Source organism: Janibacter hoylei PVAS-1 (genome assembly GCF_004025845.1).
Lineage (GTDB): Bacteria > Actinomycetota > Actinomycetes > Actinomycetales > Dermatophilaceae > Janibacter > Janibacter hoylei.
Genome location: NZ_PIPF01000009.1, coordinates 21737 through 36774, shown reverse-complemented (window position 1 = coordinate 36774; position 15038 = coordinate 21737). Strand labels below are relative to the sequence as shown.

At 71.6% G+C, this 15038-nt stretch carries 18 protein-coding genes and 1 tRNA gene; 10 read left to right on the top strand and 9 right to left on the bottom strand.

The window, feature by feature from the left end; translation table 11 throughout:
* Nucleotides 1-7: 7 nt before the first annotated feature.
* Genes CWN80_RS09275 through CWN80_RS09265 form a run of 3 tightly spaced genes read right to left on the bottom strand, consistent with a single transcriptional unit; the run spans nt 8 to nt 2021 of the window.
* Nucleotides 8-364 (bottom strand): fluoride efflux transporter FluC, encoded by a 357-nt coding sequence (locus tag CWN80_RS09275; protein WP_007927712.1) that lies wholly within the window; start codon nt 362-364, stop codon nt 8-10.
* Nucleotides 361-807, bottom strand: a complete 447-nt coding sequence (locus CWN80_RS09270; protein ID WP_051987990.1) for a fluoride efflux transporter FluC — start codon at nt 805-807, stop codon at nt 361-363. The genes CWN80_RS09275 and CWN80_RS09270 overlap by 4 nt, the downstream gene beginning before the upstream one ends.
* Nucleotides 804-2021, bottom strand: coding sequence for a pyridoxal phosphate-dependent aminotransferase (locus tag CWN80_RS09265; RefSeq protein WP_007927710.1), 1218 nt, complete (start codon nt 2019-2021; stop codon nt 804-806). The genes CWN80_RS09270 and CWN80_RS09265 overlap by 4 nt, the downstream gene beginning before the upstream one ends.
* Before the next feature lie 73 nt (nt 2022-2094).
* Here CWN80_RS09265 and CWN80_RS09260 point away from each other — a divergent pair, with 73 nt between their 5' ends.
* Both CWN80_RS09260 and CWN80_RS09255 read left to right on the top strand, forming a co-directional pair.
* Complete coding sequence (locus tag CWN80_RS09260) at nt 2095-3435, top strand: MFS transporter (RefSeq protein WP_040881292.1); 1341 nt, start codon at nt 2095-2097, stop codon at nt 3433-3435.
* The gene (locus tag CWN80_RS09255; protein ID WP_007927708.1) at nt 3432-4862 is read left to right on the top strand and encodes a pyridoxal phosphate-dependent decarboxylase family protein; all 1431 of its coding nucleotides are present in this window, start codon (nt 3432-3434) and stop codon (nt 4860-4862) included. The genes CWN80_RS09260 and CWN80_RS09255 overlap by 4 nt, the downstream gene beginning before the upstream one ends.
* Before the next feature lie 18 nt (nt 4863-4880).
* On the opposite strand, the gene CWN80_RS09250 is transcribed toward CWN80_RS09255, so the two are convergent.
* Entirely contained in the window at nt 4881-6533 is a 1653-nt protein-coding gene (locus tag CWN80_RS09250) for an acetolactate synthase (RefSeq protein WP_007927707.1), read from the bottom strand.
* Between the two features lie 42 nt (nt 6534-6575).
* On the opposite strand from CWN80_RS09250, the gene CWN80_RS15390 reads away from it, so the two are divergent.
* The 5 genes from CWN80_RS15390 to CWN80_RS09230 all read left to right on the top strand — a co-directional run bounded on the left by CWN80_RS15390 (nt 6576) and on the right by CWN80_RS09230 (nt 11247).
* Complete coding sequence (locus CWN80_RS15390; protein ID WP_156811770.1) at nt 6576-6713, top strand: hypothetical protein; 138 nt, start codon at nt 6576-6578, stop codon at nt 6711-6713.
* A 140-nt stretch (nt 6714-6853) separates the two neighbouring features.
* Complete coding sequence (locus tag CWN80_RS09245) at nt 6854-8386, top strand: Re/Si-specific NAD(P)(+) transhydrogenase subunit alpha (RefSeq protein WP_007927706.1); 1533 nt, start codon at nt 6854-6856, stop codon at nt 8384-8386.
* A 3-nt stretch (nt 8387-8389) separates the two neighbouring features.
* Nucleotides 8390-9838, top strand: a complete 1449-nt coding sequence (pntB, locus tag CWN80_RS09240) for a Re/Si-specific NAD(P)(+) transhydrogenase subunit beta (RefSeq protein WP_007927705.1) — start codon at nt 8390-8392, stop codon at nt 9836-9838.
* Between the two features lie 114 nt (nt 9839-9952).
* A complete protein-coding gene (locus tag CWN80_RS09235; protein WP_007927704.1) occupies nt 9953-10288 on the top strand; it encodes a PadR family transcriptional regulator in 336 nt (111 codons plus the stop codon).
* The gene (locus CWN80_RS09230) at nt 10285-11247 is read left to right on the top strand and encodes a permease prefix domain 1-containing protein (RefSeq protein ID WP_040881291.1); all 963 of its coding nucleotides are present in this window, start codon (nt 10285-10287) and stop codon (nt 11245-11247) included. The genes CWN80_RS09235 and CWN80_RS09230 overlap by 4 nt, the downstream gene beginning before the upstream one ends.
* Before the next feature lie 128 nt (nt 11248-11375).
* On the opposite strand, the gene CWN80_RS15560 is transcribed toward CWN80_RS09230, so the two are convergent.
* The 3 genes from CWN80_RS15560 to upp form a co-directional block, all read right to left on the bottom strand.
* Nucleotides 11376-12113: a PH domain-containing protein gene (locus CWN80_RS15560; RefSeq protein ID WP_007927700.1), complete on the bottom strand. Its 738-nt coding sequence runs from the start codon at nt 12111-12113 to the stop codon at nt 11376-11378.
* A gap of 2 nt (nt 12114-12115) precedes the next feature.
* Nucleotides 12116-12289: a hypothetical protein gene (locus CWN80_RS15555; RefSeq protein ID WP_007927699.1), complete on the bottom strand. Its 174-nt coding sequence runs from the start codon at nt 12287-12289 to the stop codon at nt 12116-12118.
* 91 nt (nt 12290-12380) lie between these two features.
* Nucleotides 12381-13019, bottom strand: a complete 639-nt coding sequence (gene upp / locus CWN80_RS09220) for a uracil phosphoribosyltransferase (protein ID WP_007927698.1) — start codon at nt 13017-13019, stop codon at nt 12381-12383.
* A gap of 81 nt (nt 13020-13100) precedes the next feature.
* On the opposite strand from upp, the gene CWN80_RS09215 reads away from it, so the two are divergent.
* The 3 genes from CWN80_RS09215 (at nt 13101) to CWN80_RS09205 (ending at nt 14149) form a co-directional block, all read left to right on the top strand.
* Nucleotides 13101-13547, top strand: a complete 447-nt coding sequence (locus CWN80_RS09215) for a nucleoside deaminase (protein ID WP_007927697.1) — start codon at nt 13101-13103, stop codon at nt 13545-13547.
* A 64-nt stretch (nt 13548-13611) separates the two neighbouring features.
* Nucleotides 13612-13701: transfer RNA gene (locus CWN80_RS09210), tRNA-Ser, on the top strand.
* A gap of 97 nt (nt 13702-13798) precedes the next feature.
* On the top strand, nt 13799-14149 hold the full coding sequence (locus CWN80_RS09205; protein ID WP_007927696.1) for a hypothetical protein: 351 nt from the start codon (nt 13799-13801) through the stop codon (nt 14147-14149).
* A gap of 32 nt (nt 14150-14181) precedes the next feature.
* Here CWN80_RS09205 and CWN80_RS09200 read toward each other — a convergent pair whose 3' ends face one another.
* On the bottom strand, nt 14182-14685 hold the full coding sequence (locus CWN80_RS09200) for a LytR C-terminal domain-containing protein (RefSeq protein ID WP_007927695.1): 504 nt from the start codon (nt 14683-14685) through the stop codon (nt 14182-14184).
* A gap of 7 nt (nt 14686-14692) precedes the next feature.
* The gene (locus CWN80_RS09195) at nt 14693-14992 is read right to left on the bottom strand and encodes a type II toxin-antitoxin system VapB family antitoxin (RefSeq protein WP_128277196.1); all 300 of its coding nucleotides are present in this window, start codon (nt 14990-14992) and stop codon (nt 14693-14695) included.
* Nucleotides 14993-15038: the final 46 nt, after the last annotated feature.

The following is a 15038-nucleotide window of genomic DNA, read 5'->3' as shown; positions in this document are numbered from 1 at the left end:
GGGGGCGTCAGGCGGTGAGCGTCCAGCCGAGCGAGACGAGCAGCAGGCCGAGGGCGAGGTTGAGCCCGAGGTCGGCGACGGCGTGCCGGGTCCGGCCGGAGCGAAGGGCGGTCGCCACCTCGACCGCGTGCGTCGCGAAGGTCGTGTACGCCCCGCAGAAGCCGATGCCGACGCAGGGGAGCAGCCATCCCGGTGCCGCGCCGGACGCGTGGCCGGCGACGAGGCCGAGGAGCAGGGACCCGGTGGCGTTGACGGCCAGCACCGCGCCGACAGCCGTGGCGCCCGCGGCGCGGAGGCGCTCGACGACGAGGTGCCGGCAGACCGCCCCGAGTGCCGCACCGATCGCGACGAGCAGCGCGGTCACAGCTCGCCCTCCGCGACGGCCTCGTCGGCAGACGGGTCGTCGCCCCACACCCGGTCGCCCACGACGAGGCCGGCGACCGCGGCGGCGACGCCCAGCCCCAGCGTGAGCAGCAGGTACCCGAGCAGGCCGCCGAGCCCCTCCCCGGCCAGCGCGTGCGCGTCGAGCGCAAAGCTCGAGTACGTCGTCCACCCGCCGAGCAGCCCGACCGCGAGGAAGGGTCGGGCCAGCGGGTGGACGGTGCCCCGACCGAGCCAGACGACGAGCACCCCGAGGGTGAAGGCCCCGGTGACGTTGACGAGCAGCGTCGCCGTGTGGGAGCCGCCAGCCGCCAGGGCGGCGGCCCACCGCCCGAGCGAGCCGATCGCACCGCCCGCCGCCACCGCGGCGAGGGTCCTCCTCCGAGAGTCTCCTGCGTCGCGCCTCGGGCCGACGCCTTCGCTCATGCCCGCTTGGTCTCGAGGAACTCGGCGATGCGGCCGATCGCCTCGGTGAGCACGTCCTCGTCCGGCAGCGTCACGAGACGGAAGTGGTCGGTCTCGGGCCAGTTGAAGCCCGTGCCGTGGGTGACGAGGATCTTCTTCGCCCGCAGCAGCTCGATGACGAAGGCCTCGTCGTCGTCGATCCGGTAGACCTCGGGGTCGAGGCGGGGGAAGCAGTAGAGCGCGCCGCGCGGCTCGACGCAGCTGACGCCGGGGATCTCGTTGAGCAGGCGCGAGGCGAGCTTGATCTGGTCGTGGTAGCGGCCGCCGGGGACGATGAGCTCGTTGATCGACTGGTACCCGCCGAGCGCCGTCTGGATCGCGTGCTGCGCGGGGACGTTGGCGCACATGCGCATGTTGGCCAGCAGCGTCAGGCCCTCGAGGAAGTCGGCAGCCTCGTGCTTGGGTCCGGAGATCATCACCCAGCCGGCGCGGTAGCCGCACACCCGGTAGGCCTTGGACAGGCCGGAGAAGGTCAGGCACAGCACGTCGTCGCCCGCGTACTCGGCGGCGTGGTGGTGGACCGCGTCGTCGAAGACGATCTTTTCGTAGATCTCGTCCGCCATGACGACGAGGTCGTGGCGGCGGGCGATGTCGATGAGGCCGCGGACGATCTCGGGCGAGTAGACCGCCCCGGTCGGGTTGTTGGGGTTGATGATGACGAGCGCCTGGGTGGCGTCGGTGATCTTGGCCTCGATGTCGGCGAGGTCGGGGTTCCACCCGTTGCCCTCGTCGCACCGGTAGTGCACGGGCGTGCCCCCGGCGAGGGAGACCGCGCCGGTCCACAGCGGGTAGTCGGGGGCGGGCACGAGGATCTCGTTGCCGTCGTCGACGAAGGCCTGCAGCACCATCGAGATGAGCTCGGAGACGCCGTTGCCGATGTAGACGTCCTCGACGGTCGTGTCCTTGAGCCCGCGGGACTGGTAGTACTGCGCCACCGCGGTGCGCGCCGAGTAGATGCCCTTGCTGTCGACATAGCCCTGCGCGTCGGGCAGGTGCCGCGTCATGTCGGCGACGATCGCCTCCGGTGCCTCGAAGCCGAAGGGGGCGGTGTTGCCGATGTTGAGCTTGAGGATCTTGTGGCCCTCGGCCTCGAGGCGCTGGGCTTCGACGAGGATCGGCCCCCGCACGTCGTAGCGGACGTCCTTCAGCTTGCGGCTCTGGCGGATCTGACGCATGGCCGCAGTCTCTCAGCACCGGCGACGGGCGCGTGCACCGTCTCGCCCGGTGACCCGTGGGTAGCCTTCCGTCATGGCGGAGGACACGGCAGTGCTGCCGGGGCGGGTGCGGCGAGGTTACGGCCTCGGGTCGGTCGCGACGGGGGCCTTCGGCACCGTCCCCGGGCTGCTCCTGCTGCCCTACCTCACCGACCGCCTCGGCATCGCGGCCGGTCTGGCAGGCCTCATCGTCCTGCTCCCCAAGGCGTGGGACGTGCTGCTCAACCCGATCGCCGGGCGGGTCTCGGACCGCAGCACCCACCCCGACGGTCGCCGGCGACCCTTCCTCGTCCGCGCGGGGCTGACCCTGGCCGTGCTCTTCGCGCTGCTCTTCGCGGGGCCGACCTCACCGTCGGCGTTGGCCGCCGGGTGGGTGGCAGTCCTCTTCCTCGCGTGCGCCAGCGCCTACGCCTTCTTCCAGGTGCCCTACGTCGCGATGCCGGCCGAGCTGACCCGCGACTACGGGGAGCGGACGCGCCTGATGACGTGGCGGGTCGCCGTGCTGGCGCTGACGATCCTCGTCGCCGGCGGGCTGTCCCCGGCCCTGCGGGATGCGCTCGGCCCCGAGTGGGGCTACCGCGCGGTCGGCGTCTTCGTCAGTCTGCTCATCGTCGTCGGTGCCGTCGGCGCCTGGTGGGGGACGAAGGGGGTACCCCCCGTCGAGCACGTCGCCGCCGGTGGCTCGCTGGCCCACCAGCTGCGGGTCGTGGCGGGCGCCCCGGACTTCCGCGCGCTGCTGCTGACCTTCGCGGTCCAGGCCTTGGCCACCGGCGTCATGCTCGCCGGTGTCGACTACATGGCGCGCTGGGTGCTGGGCGACCCCGGTGCCGCGACGATCCTCTTCGTCGCCTTCGTCGGGCCCGCGCTCGTCGTCACCCCGCTGTGGGAGCGGGTGGGGCGCAGGACCGGCAAGCGGCCCGCCTTCGTCGTCGCCTCGCTCTGCCTCGCCGTGGGGGCGGTGCTCGTCTGGGTCACCCACGACCTCGGGCTGGCCCCGGTCGCCCTGGCGCTCGCCCTCGTCGGGGTCGGCTATGCCGGCGCGCAGATGTTCCCCATGGCGATGCTCCCGGATGCTGCTGCGGTCGACGCCGACCGCACGGGTGAGAGCCGCGTCGGTGTCTACACCGGGGTGTGGACCGCCGCGGAGACGCTCGGCCTCGCCCTCGGCCCGGGCGTCTACGGTCTCGTCCTCATGCTCGGCGGGTACGTCTCGTCGACGGACGGAGCTGCGGCCCAACCGGACTCGGCGATCACCGCCATGACCCTGGGCTTCACCGTCCTGCCGGCGCTGCTCGTGCTCGGCTCCCTGCTCCTCCTGCGGGGCTACCGCATCGACGAGGCAGCGGTCGTCGCTGCCGGAGAGGCCGCCCGATGACCCTCGACCCGACTCGCCCCGCACCGGCTGACGACATCCGGGCGGCACTGGACTCCCTTCGCGCGCAGGACCTGCCGACCCACGGAGGCCGCACGCTGAGCTATGTCTACGACTCCGGCCTCGCGGAGGCCGACGCCATCGGGCGCGAGGCGCTCGCAGCCTTCGCCGCGACCAACGGGCTCGACCCGACGGCATTCCCGTCACTGGCCCGGCTGGAGTCCGAGCTCGTCGCGCTCGCCACCGGTCTGCTCCACGGCCCGCCCTCCACCGTCGGTGTCGCCACCTCGGGCGGCACCGAGTCGCTCGTCCTCGCGGTGCTCGCCGCGCGCAACGGCTCGCCCCACGTCGAGCGTCCGCAGGTCGTCGCGCCGAGCACCGTCCACGCGGCGGTGCACAAGGCGGGGCACCTCCTCGGCGTCGACGTCGTGAGCGTGCCGGTCGACCCGACGACCTTCCGCGCCGACCCGATGGCGATGGCGGCCGCCGTCACGGACGACACGGTGCTCCTCGTCGCCTCCGCTCCCTCCTACGCCCACGGCGTCGTCGACCCCGTCGAAGAGGTCGCCGCGATCGCCCGGGAGCATGGCATCCGCTGCCACGTCGACGCGTGCATCGGCGGGTGGGTGCTGCCCTTCCTCGATGACGCGCCGCCGTGGACCTTCGCCGTCGAGGGCGTCACGAGCATCTCCGTCGACCTGCACAAGTACGCCTACACGCCCAAGGGGGTCTCGCTGCTGCTGCACCGCGACCCCGCCCTGCGGCGCGGGCACGTATACGCCTCGGCGGCGTGGCCGGGCTACACGATGCTCAACACGACCCTCCAGTCGACGAAGTCGGGTGGCCCGCTCGCCGCGGCCTGGGCCGTCGTCCACGCCATCGGGCTCGAGCGGTACCGCGAGCTGGCCGGCGTGGCCCGGCGGGCGACGCTGGACGTCGCCGCGGCCGTGGAGGCGATCGACGGGCTGCAGGTCGTCGTCGCCCCCGACTCGACGCTGCTCGCCCTCGAGGCGACCTCGGGCTGCGACGTCTTCACGGTCGCCGACGAGATGGCCTCGCGCGGGTGGCTCGTCCAGCCGCAGATGGCCTTCGCCGGGCACCCGGCCACTGTGCACCTCACCCTGTGCGCGGCGACGGCCGCCCACACCGACGAGCTCGTCGCCGCCCTGACGCAGTCCGTCGCTGCGGCCAGGGAGTCCGGCCCGGTCGTGGTCGACCCGGACCTCGTCGCGGCCGTTGGGCAGATCGACCCCGCAGGTCTCGACGAGGCGACCCTCGACGGCCTGCTCGCCATCGCCGGTCTCGGGGGAGGCGACGGGCCGCTGCAGGTGCCCGATCGCATGGCCGAGGTCAACGCGCTGCTCGACGCGGTGCCGGCGGCCCTGCGCGAGGCGCTGCTCGCGGCGGTGCTCGACCGGCTCACGCGCTGAGGCGGCCTCCCCTTCGGCTCACATCCCGGTCGTCGCGCGGGGGTAGGGGATCTGCGGGTCCGTGACGACGTTGACGAGGTAGGGCACCCCGGAGGCGAAGGCCCGGTCGAGCGCCGCCCCGATCTGCCGGGGGTCGGTCACCATCTCGCCCGCGCCACCGAGGGCGCGCACGACCTCGTCGTAGCGGGTCTGCGGGGCGAGGTCGGCGGCGACGTCGTAGCCGTAGAGCATCTGCATCGGCTGCTTCTCCAGTCCCCACGCGCCGTTGTTGCCCATGACCATGACCACCGGCAGGTCGTGGCGCACGAGGGTGTCGACGTCCATGAGCGACATGCCGGAGGCGCCGTCGCCGAGGAGCAGCACGACCTGCGACGAAGGGCGGGCGATGCGGGCCGCGATGGCGGCGCCGAGGCCCGCGCCCAGACAGCCGAAGGGGCCCGGGTCGAGCCACGAGCCCGGCCGCTGCGGCTCGATGAAGCGGCCGGCCCATGAGACGAAGTCGCCCCCGTCACCGATGACGACCGCGTCCTCGGCGAGCCGGGGCGCGAGCTCGCCGTAGATCCGCGCTGGGTGGGTCGGGGTGACGGGGCTGCGCAGCAGCTCGAGGTCCTGCGCCGCGCGGCCGCGCGCCTCGTCGGTCAGCCGCGTGGACCAGTCGGACCAGCCCGGCCGGCCGAGCCTCTCGACCGCGACCTGCAGCAGGTCGAAGAACGAGGTGAGGTCCCCGGCGGCGGTCGCGGTCGGGGAGGCGTGGGCGCTCAGCTGGCCGGGGGAGTCCGCGACGTGGACGACGTTAGCCTCGGGCCCGCCGGCCGACCCGCCGAAGGACCCGTAGCCCAGGCGGAAGTCCAGAGGGGTGCCCACGACGAGCGCCAGGTCGCACTCGCCGACGGCGGTCCGCCGCGCCCGTCCGACGAGGAGCTCGTGGCCGCCCGGGAGGATGCCACGGCCCATGCCGTTGGTGATCGTCGGCAGGCCGAGGTCGGTGACGAAGCGGTGGGCCGCGGTCTCGGCGTGGTCGCTCCACACGTCGGTGCCGAGGACGACGAGCGGGCGCTCAGCGCCGGCCAGTAGCCGGGCGATGGTCGCGACGTCGTCGTCGGAGGGCGGAGCGGGCGCGACGGGGTCCGCCACGACGGGTACGTCCTCGGCGTCGGCGTAGAGCTCCTCGAGGGGGACGTCGAGGAAGACCGGGCCGCGGTGCGGGGCGGCCGCGAGTCGGAAGGCCGCGGTGACCTCTCCGGCGATCTCGTCGACCGACTCGATCGTGCCGGAGTGCTTGGTCACCGGCGCGAGGATGCTCGGGTGGTCCAGCTCCTGGAGCGCGCCCCGGCCCCACGAGTAGGCCGGCGCCCGGCCCCCGAGCACGACGAGCGGCGAGCCCGAGAAGCAGGCCTGGGCGACGGCGCTCACTCCGTTGGTCACACCGGGCCCGGCGGTGAGGACGGCCAGCCCCGGGGTGCGGGTCAGCTTGCCGGTCGTCTCGGCCGCGAAGACGGCGGTCTGCTCGTGCCGCACGTCGAGCAGACGCATCGGGGGATCGGCCTGCACCGCGCCGTCGTAGAGCGGGAAGACGTGTGCTCCGGAGAGGGTGAACATCGTCTCGACCCCGTGTGCCGCTGCTGCGCGCACGGCCCGGGCGCCGCCACTGACCTCGTCGTAGTGATCCACCCGCACGATGTTACTCGCTGGTAGGTCGGCTAGCCTGAGCAGGTGAGCACCGATCTCCCGCACACCGTCTGGGACGACGAGGAAGAGGCCCGCGAGGCCGCCCTCGCCGGCGATGTCCTCGGCAGTGATGTCGATGACGAGACCGCCGCGGAGGGTGACGGGGAGCCGCCCCGGGCCTAGCGCCCCTCGCTCTCGACGTGACGCGCCGTCTCACCACGTGGCGGTGTGAGCATCGTCCCCGTCACAAAGAGTGCCGCCCGGCCGTGGGCTGTCGTAGGTTGCCGACCGACCACACCCACCACCCCTGACCAGGAGTGACGATGCGACTTGGCGTGCCCAAGGAGTCGAAGCGCGGAGAAACCCGCGTCGCGGCGACCCCCAAAACGGTCGAGCAGCTAATCAAGCTCGGCTACGACGTCGTCGTCGAGGCCGGCGCGGGCGAGGCGTCCGCCTACCCCGACGAGGCCTACGTCGACGCCGGAGCGACCCTCGAGCCCGCGGAGCAGGTGTGGGCCAGCGACGTCGTCGCCAAGGTCAACGCACCCTCCGACGAGGAGGTGCCGCTCCTCCGGTCTGGGGCGATCCTCGCCTCGCTGCTCGCGCCAGCGCTCAACCCCGACAAGGTCGAGGCGTTGCGGGCGCAGGGCGTCACCGCGCTCGCGATGGACGCCGTGCCGCGCATCTCGCGCGCCCAGTCCCTCGACGTCCTGTCCTCGATGGCCAACATCGCCGGCTACCGCGCGGTCGTCGAGTCCGCCCACGAGTTCGGTGGTCTCTTCACCGGCCAGGTCACGGCCGCGGGCAAGGTCCCGCCGGCCAAGGTGCTCGTCTGCGGCGCCGGTGTCGCCGGTCTGGCGGCGATCGGCGCGGCCGGTTCGCTCGGTGCGATCGTGCGGGCCTTCGACGTGCGGCCCGAGGTGGCCGAGCAGGTCGAGTCGATGGGCGCCGAGTTCCTGCAGATCGACGTCGAGCAGGAGGTGTCGAGCGACGGCTACGCCAAGGAGACCGGTGAGGACTTCAACCGCAAGGCCGCCGAGCTCTACGCCGAGCAGGCCAAGGACGTCGACATCATCATCACGACGGCCCTGATCCCCGGCAAGCCCGCGCCGCGGCTGATCACCGAGGAGATGGTCGCCTCGATGAAGCCCGGCTCGGTCATCGTCGACATGGCCGCCGGCTCCGGCGGCAATGTCGCCGGGTCCGTCGCCGACGAGCGCGTCGTGACGGACAACGGCGTGCGGATCATCGGCTACACCGACCTGGCCGGTCGCCTGCCCACGCAGGCCAGCCAGCTCTTCGGCACCAACATCGTCAACCTGCTCAAGCTGGTGACCCCCGACAAGGACGGCCAGCCCGTCCTCGACATGGAGGACACGGTCGTGCGCGGCATGACGGTCACGCAGGGCGAGGAGACGCTCTGGCCACCGCCGCCCGTGCAGGTCTCCGCTGCGCCCGCTGCTCCCGCAGCCGCGACGCCGACTGCGGAGGCTGAGCCGGCCAAGCCGGTCGACCCCAACCGCAAGTTCTGGTTCATCGGTGCTGCGGCGGTCCTCTTCCTCGTGGCGGCCGCCTTCATGCCGATGGCCTTCCTGTCGCACTTCATCGTCTTCGCGCTCGCGGTCGTCATCGGCTTCTACGTCATCGGCAGCGTCCACCACGCGCTCCACACGCCGCTGATGTCCGTGACCAATGCGATCTCCGGGATCATCGTCGTCGGCGCCCTGCTCCAGGTGACGTCGACCAACCTGCTGATCCAGGTCATCGCCGCTGCTGCCATCTTCTTCGCCAGCATCAACGTCTTCGGTGGCTTCACCGTGACGAACCGGATGCTCAACATGTTCCGGAAGGGCTGAGTCGTGCTGTCCACCGTCGTCACCGCCGCCTACATCGTCGCGGCGCTCCTTTTCATCCTCTCCCTCGCCGGCCTGAGCAAGCACGAGTCGGCCAAGCACGGCAACTGGTTCGGGATGGCCGGCATGGCCATCGCCCTCCTCGCCACGATCGCCCTCGTCGTCGACGGGGTCTACGGCGAGGGTGCGGCCACCGATGCCGGCAAGTGGGGCCTCGGCGTCCTCGTCGTCACCATGGCCCTGGGTGGTCTCATCGGCATCCGCATCGCCCGTCGGGTCGAGATGACCGGCATGCCGGAGCTCATCGCCATGATGCACTCCTTCGTCGGTCTGGCCGCCGTGCTCGTCGGCTACAACACCTTCTTCGCGTCGCACGGTGACAGCCCGGAGGCGGTCGCCGAGCACAAGCGGCTCGAGGCGATCGACATGGTCGGCATCCACAACGGTGAGGTCTTCATCGGTGTCTTCATCGGTGCCGTGACCTTCACCGGCTCGATCGTCGCCTACCTCAAGCTCAGCGCGAAGATCAAGTCCTCGCCGCTCGTGCTCCCGGCCCGCCACTGGCTCAACCTGCTCGCCGTGCTCGTCTCGGTCGCGCTGTGCGTGTGGTTCGTCGTCTCCCCGTCGATCATCCCGCTCGCGATCATGACGGTCATCGCCCTGCTCTTCGGCTGGCACCTCGTGGCCTCCATCGGCGGCGGCGACATGCCGGTCGTCGTGTCGATGCTCAACAGCTATTCGGGCTGGGCCGCGGCCGCCGCGGGCTTCATGCTCTCCAACGACCTGCTCATCGTCACCGGTGCGCTCGTCGGGTCCTCCGGTGCCTTCCTCTCGTACATCATGTGCAAGGCGATGAACCGCTCCTTCGTCTCCGTCATCGCCGGTGGCTTCGGCTCCGACGGTCAGGTGACGGGTGAGGACAAGGACTACGGCGAGCACCGCGAGATCCAGGCCGAGCAGGTCGCCGAGCTGCTCTCCGACGCCTCGTCCGTCGTCATCGCCCCGGGCTACGGCATGGCCGTGGCGCAGGCGCAGTACCCCGTCGCCGACCTCACCGCCAAGCTGCGGGCGAAGGGGGTGGACGTCCGCTTCGGCATCCACCCGGTGGCCGGCCGTCTGCCCGGGCACATGAACGTGCTGCTCGCCGAGGCGAAGGTCCCCTACGACGTCGTGCTCGAGATGGACGAGATCAACGACGACTTCCCCGAGACCGACGTCGTCCTCGTCATCGGTGCCAACGACACGGTCAACCCGGCCGCGGCGGAGGACCCGAGCAGCCCGATTGCCGGCATGCCCGTGCTCGAGGTGTGGAACGCCAAGGACGTCGTCGTCTTCAAGCGCTCCATGGCCACCGGCTACGCCGGCGTGCAGAACCCACTCTTCTTCCGGGACAACACGCAGATGCTCTTCGGCGACGCCAAGGACAAGGTGGGCGAGATCCTCAAGGCCCTCTGAGGCAGGCCGACCGCAGCGAAGGGCGGCGCTCACCCGGTCGGGTGGGCGCCGCCCTTCGGCATCTCCACGAAGTGCCATGGACAATACTGTGCGTCACACACTAGAGTGTGACGCATGGACGATGAACTGCTCGCAGGGCACCTGCAGGAGCTGAGGCGGGGGACCGTCGTGCTCGCCGCCCTGGCGATCCTCGACGAGCCGCGCTACGGCTACGCGCTGCTCGAGACGCTCGACACCGCGGGCTTCGCGGTGGACGGCAACACGCTCTACCCGCTCCTGCGGCGCCTGGAGAAGCAGGGCCTGCTGACGAGCGAGTGGAACACCGACGAGGCCAGGCCGCGGAAGTTCTACCGCACGAGCCCGGCTGGCGCCGACCTGCGCGCCCACCTGATGACCGAATGGCGATCGCTCGATGCGGCGGTCGCGGCACTGGACGGAGACCAGTCATGAGTGGCACGAGCCTGACCGACCGATATGTGTGGACCGTGACCCGACAGCTCCCGCCGGAGACCGGGCCGGACGTCGCCCGCGAGCTGCGCGGCACGATCGAGGAGACGGTCGAAGGGAAGGTCGCTGCCGGTGAGGCGCCGGCTGCGGCCGAACGCGAGACGATCGTGGGTCTCGGCGACCCCGACGTCCTGGCCCGTGAGTACGGAGGTCGGCCCAACCACCTCGTCGGGCCGGTGTACTTCCCCTCGTGGGTGCGGCTGGTCCGGCTGCTGCTCGTCATCCTCGTCCCGCTCGCGGTGCTCGGCACCGTCGTCGCGCACGCCTTCGGCAGCGACGCGGGCTTCGGCGAGATCGTCGGTGAGGGTGCTGCGCTCGCCTTCCACGTGGCGGTGCACGTCGTCTTCTGGACCACGCTCGTCTTCGCGGTCGCCGAGCGCTACGGCAGCCCCGGCGAGCAGCAGGGCCTCGTCGGCACGTGGGACCCGGACGAGCTCGCGGACCCAGCCGACCGCGCGCGTCGTGCCGGGATGGCGGAGATGCTCCTCGAGGTCGTCTCGACCCTCGTCGTCATCGGCCTGTGCGTGTGGCAGTGGGGAGGAGTCGGCGAGCACGCCGTCCAGGTGCTCGACCCGGCGCTGGGTATGGGCTGGCAGGGGCTGATCATCGGCTTCCTCGCCGTCGACGTCCTCGTCACCGTGGCGGCGTGGGCGCGCGGCGGCTGGTCCGCCCCGCTCGCGGCCGTGAGCCTGGTGAGCGCCGTCGTCTCGGGTGTGGCGCTCGTCTGGCTGCTGCTCACCGACCGGCTGCTGACCGACCTGCCGGCGCAGTTCCACGAGACCTTCGGGTGGAGCGAGGACTGGAGCGTCTTGCTGCCGGCCGTGGCCGTCGGCATCGTCGTCATCTGCGGCTGGGAGGCGGTTACGGCGCTGCGCCGCATGCGCGACTCCGACCCCGCCTGACCCGCCCGACCCCGCTTACCCTCCCTGCACGTTTCCCTACGGAAATCGCACCCCCCGGGCGCATCTCCCTAGGGAGATGCGCCCGGGGGGTGCGATTTCCGTAGGGAAATACGAAGGGGGGAGGGGCGTCAGTAGGCGTCGGGGTCGTAGGGCGGCAGCTCGCCGGTGTCGGCGTCGCGGTCCTCGCGCACGAGGTCGCGGCTGCGGTAGATGGAGGCGCCGTGCCCGACTGCGGACCCGTCGGCCGCCGGCGGCGGCCCGCCGACGTAGACGCCGTCGACGACGCCGAGGCGGGTGGTGAAGTCGGCCGAGGTCTCCCACGCAGGCTCCTCGTCCGCGGGGCCCCCTTCGTCCTCGTCGTCCACGACACCCATGCCGAAGACGACCGAGCAGATGGCCCGGTAGTTGTCGTCGGGGTCGGGCACGAACTCGATGCTCGAGAGCGCCTGGTCCTGGCCGGCGCTCTCGAGGACGAAGGTCCCGTAGCCGAGGATGCGGCCGAGCAAGGAGCGCTCGTAGCCCATGTCGGTGACCTTCTTGAGTGGCATCATCGAGACCTTGTGGTTGATCCACCCCTCGAAGAGGACGATCCGCTTGTCGGTGGCGACGACGCGGGTGTGCCGCCACTCGATCCACTGCCAGGCGGCCCAGCCGACGACGGCCAGCCAGGCCCACCACAGGTAGGGGAGGATCGCGCTGCCCGCATCGCTGACCGAGATGTCGAGCCAGACGACGAGCGCGAGCGCCGCGACGGTGATCGCGAAGGGCTTGAGCAGGACGATCCGGTGGTGGCGGATCTCGGCCACGGGGGTCTCGCCGGGCAGCAGGTACTTGCGCAGGCCCCGGTGCCCGACCTCCGCCGCCACGGCTACCTCGCGATGAGCGAGTCGAAGAACCTGCCGATGTTGGTCACGCCGTTGGCGACGACGTCCCAGGCGGAGCCGACGATGTTGGCGGCCTCGGTCGGCGAGGTGAGGATGGCGTAGAGGAGGAAGATCGTGAGCAGCCAGAGGACGATCTTCTTGATCGGCGGCGCGTTCATGGGCTCGTTCTTCTCCGTCGTCTGCGGTCGCTGCGCGGGTCCACGGGGGCGTGGATCCGCCCCAGTGTTGCAGATGTGACAGGTGTGACGGTCAGACCACGCCGTAGAGCCGGTCACCGGCGTCGCCGAGGCCGGGCACGATGTAGCCCTGCTCGTCGAGCCGCTCGTCGACGGCCGCCGTCACGAGGGTGATCGGCACGTGGAGGTCGGCGAGCTCGCGCTCGAGCGCCTCGATGCCCTCGGGCGCCGCGAGCAGGGTGACGGCGGTGATGTCGTCGGCGCCCCGCTCGACGAGGTAGCGGATCGACATGGCGAGCGTGCCGCCGGTCGCCAGCATGGGGTCGATGACATAGCACTGACGGCCCGAGAGGTCGTCGGGCAGCCGGTTGGCGTAGGTCACCGCCTCGAGCGTCTCCTCGTTGCGCAGCATGCCGAGGAAGCCGACCTCAGCGGTCGGCAGCAGCCGCACCATGCCCTCGAGCATGCCGAGGCCGGCACGCAGGATCGGCACGACGAGCGGCTTGGGCGTCGACAGCCGCATCCCGGTCGTCGGGCCGACGGGCGTCTCGATGTCGAAGGGCTCGGTGCGGACCTCACGGGTCGCCTCGTAGGCGAGCAGGGTGACGAGCTCGTCCGCGAGCCGGCGAAAGGTCGGGCTGTCGGTGCCCTTGTGCCGCAGGTAGGTCAGCTTGTGGGCGATGAGCGGGTGGTCCGCGACGATGACGCGCATGCCTCGCAAACTACCGTGCGCGACACTGGTCCCGTGAGTTGCGACCGCACCCGCCCGTCCCGCCCCGCGGAGGAGACGTGGATGGGTCGTGCCCTCGAGCTGGCGGCAGCGGCGGTCGCCGACGGCGACATCCCCGTCGGTGCCGTCGTCGTCGACGCGGCCGGCGAGATCATCGGCGAAGGGCGCAACACCCGTGAGCGGGACGGTGACCCGACCGGTCACGCCGAGGTCGTCGCCCTGCGTGCCGCGGCCGAGGCGAAGGGGGAGTGGCGCCTCGAGGGGTGCACCCTCGTCGTCACCCTCGAGCCCTGCGCCATGTGCGCCGGTGCGGTGGTCGCGGCCCGCGTCCCGAGGGTGGTCCTCGGCGCGTGGGACGCCAAGGCCGGCGCCTGCGGGTCGGTGTGGGACGTCGTGCGCGACCGCCGATCTATCCACCGCGCCGAGGTCGTCGGCGGGGTGCGCGAAGGGGAGTGCGCCCGCCTCCTCCTGGACTTCTTCGCCGAGCACCGCGGGGCCGCGCAGCGATGAGGGGAGGGGGTGCTCCCTTCGCCCGATTGGGGGCAGACCGCCTCGACCTTGTATTGTGCTCCGCGGTGGCGTGTCCGAGCGGCCTAAGGAGAACGCCTCGAAAGCGTTTGTCGGTTGACGCCGACCGTGGGTTCAAATCCCACCGCCACCGCCAGCTGACCGAAGGTCCCACCCGGCTCGCCGGGTGGGACCTTCGTCGTGTCACACGGTCGTGACGGGACGGACCGCGCCGCGTCTGGTTGTCTGGGGGCATGCGTCAGATCATGCGAGCCCTCGTCCCCGCCGCCGTGGTCGTGGCGGTCCTGCCACTGGCCGCCTGCGACACGTGGAGCTCGAAGTGCGACACCGACAACACCTGCAAGATCAAGATCCAGGGCGACCAGTTCCACGACTTCCCGCGGCCGTACGACAAGGACCACGGGCTGAAGTCGGCTGACCGGATCCGGCTGGTGTCGGCGAAGCAGGGTGGCGAGGCGCTCATCCAGGCCGGCGGCGTGGAGAGCACGTGCACCCAGGGCAGCAGCTTCCAGATCGTCGACACGACGATCACCTGCGACGTCGTCGGCGACGACAAGGTCGAGCTGACGACGACCCGCCCCTGACCGAAAGGAGCGCCCCGTGCCGGGGGTGCGGGTCAGCAGGCAGTGACGTCGCTGGAGCGGACGAGCCGCTCGAAGTCCGGGCCGAGGACGATGTCGACCGTGGTGCGCGTGCGGGAGTCCTGCAGCTTGCGCAGGGGGCCGGTGTGCCCGGCGACGAAGTCGGCGTCGGGCTTGCCGGCCCGGCCGTAGCGCAGCTGGCCCGCTCCCTCGACGGTCACCTTCTTGGGGTCGTTGGCGACGGTCTTGACGGTGAAGCCACGTGCCTTGAGCTGGCGGGCGACCTGGGCGGCCAGCCCGTCGCGGTTGGTCGCGTTGTAGACGTTGACCTCGACGTCCGACGGAGAGCGCGTGCACGTCGGTGCCGGTGTGCTCGTCGACGTCGAGGCGCTGCCGCTGGCCCGGTCGGCGCGGATGTACGACAGCGCGTACCACACCGCGAAGAAGAGCAGGAGCAGCACGACGGCGAAGGTCACGACGGACCGTCGGCGCCGGGCGCGCCCCTCGTCGCCGGGGGTGTCGTACTCGTCCTGGGCCATGACGGTGTCAGTCGGCGAGCTCGAGGACGCGGGCGTGCAGGGTCGAGCGCTGCTGCAGCGCGGCGCGCAGGGCGCGGTGGAGACCGTCCTCGAGGTAGTGCCGGCCACGCCAGACGACGACGTGCGGGAAGAGGTCGCCGTAGAAGGTCGAGTCCTCGGCGAGCAGGTCGTGGAGGTTGAGCGAGCTCTTCGTCGTCGTCAGCTGCTCGAGCCGTACGGGCCGCGGTGGGACGTCGGCCCAGTCGCGGGGGGTCACGCGCCCGTGCGCGGGGTAGGGCCGGTCGTCGCCGACGGACTGGAAGATCACGCAGACACGATAAGAGGGGCGGTCACCGCACGCCGCACTAGTCTCG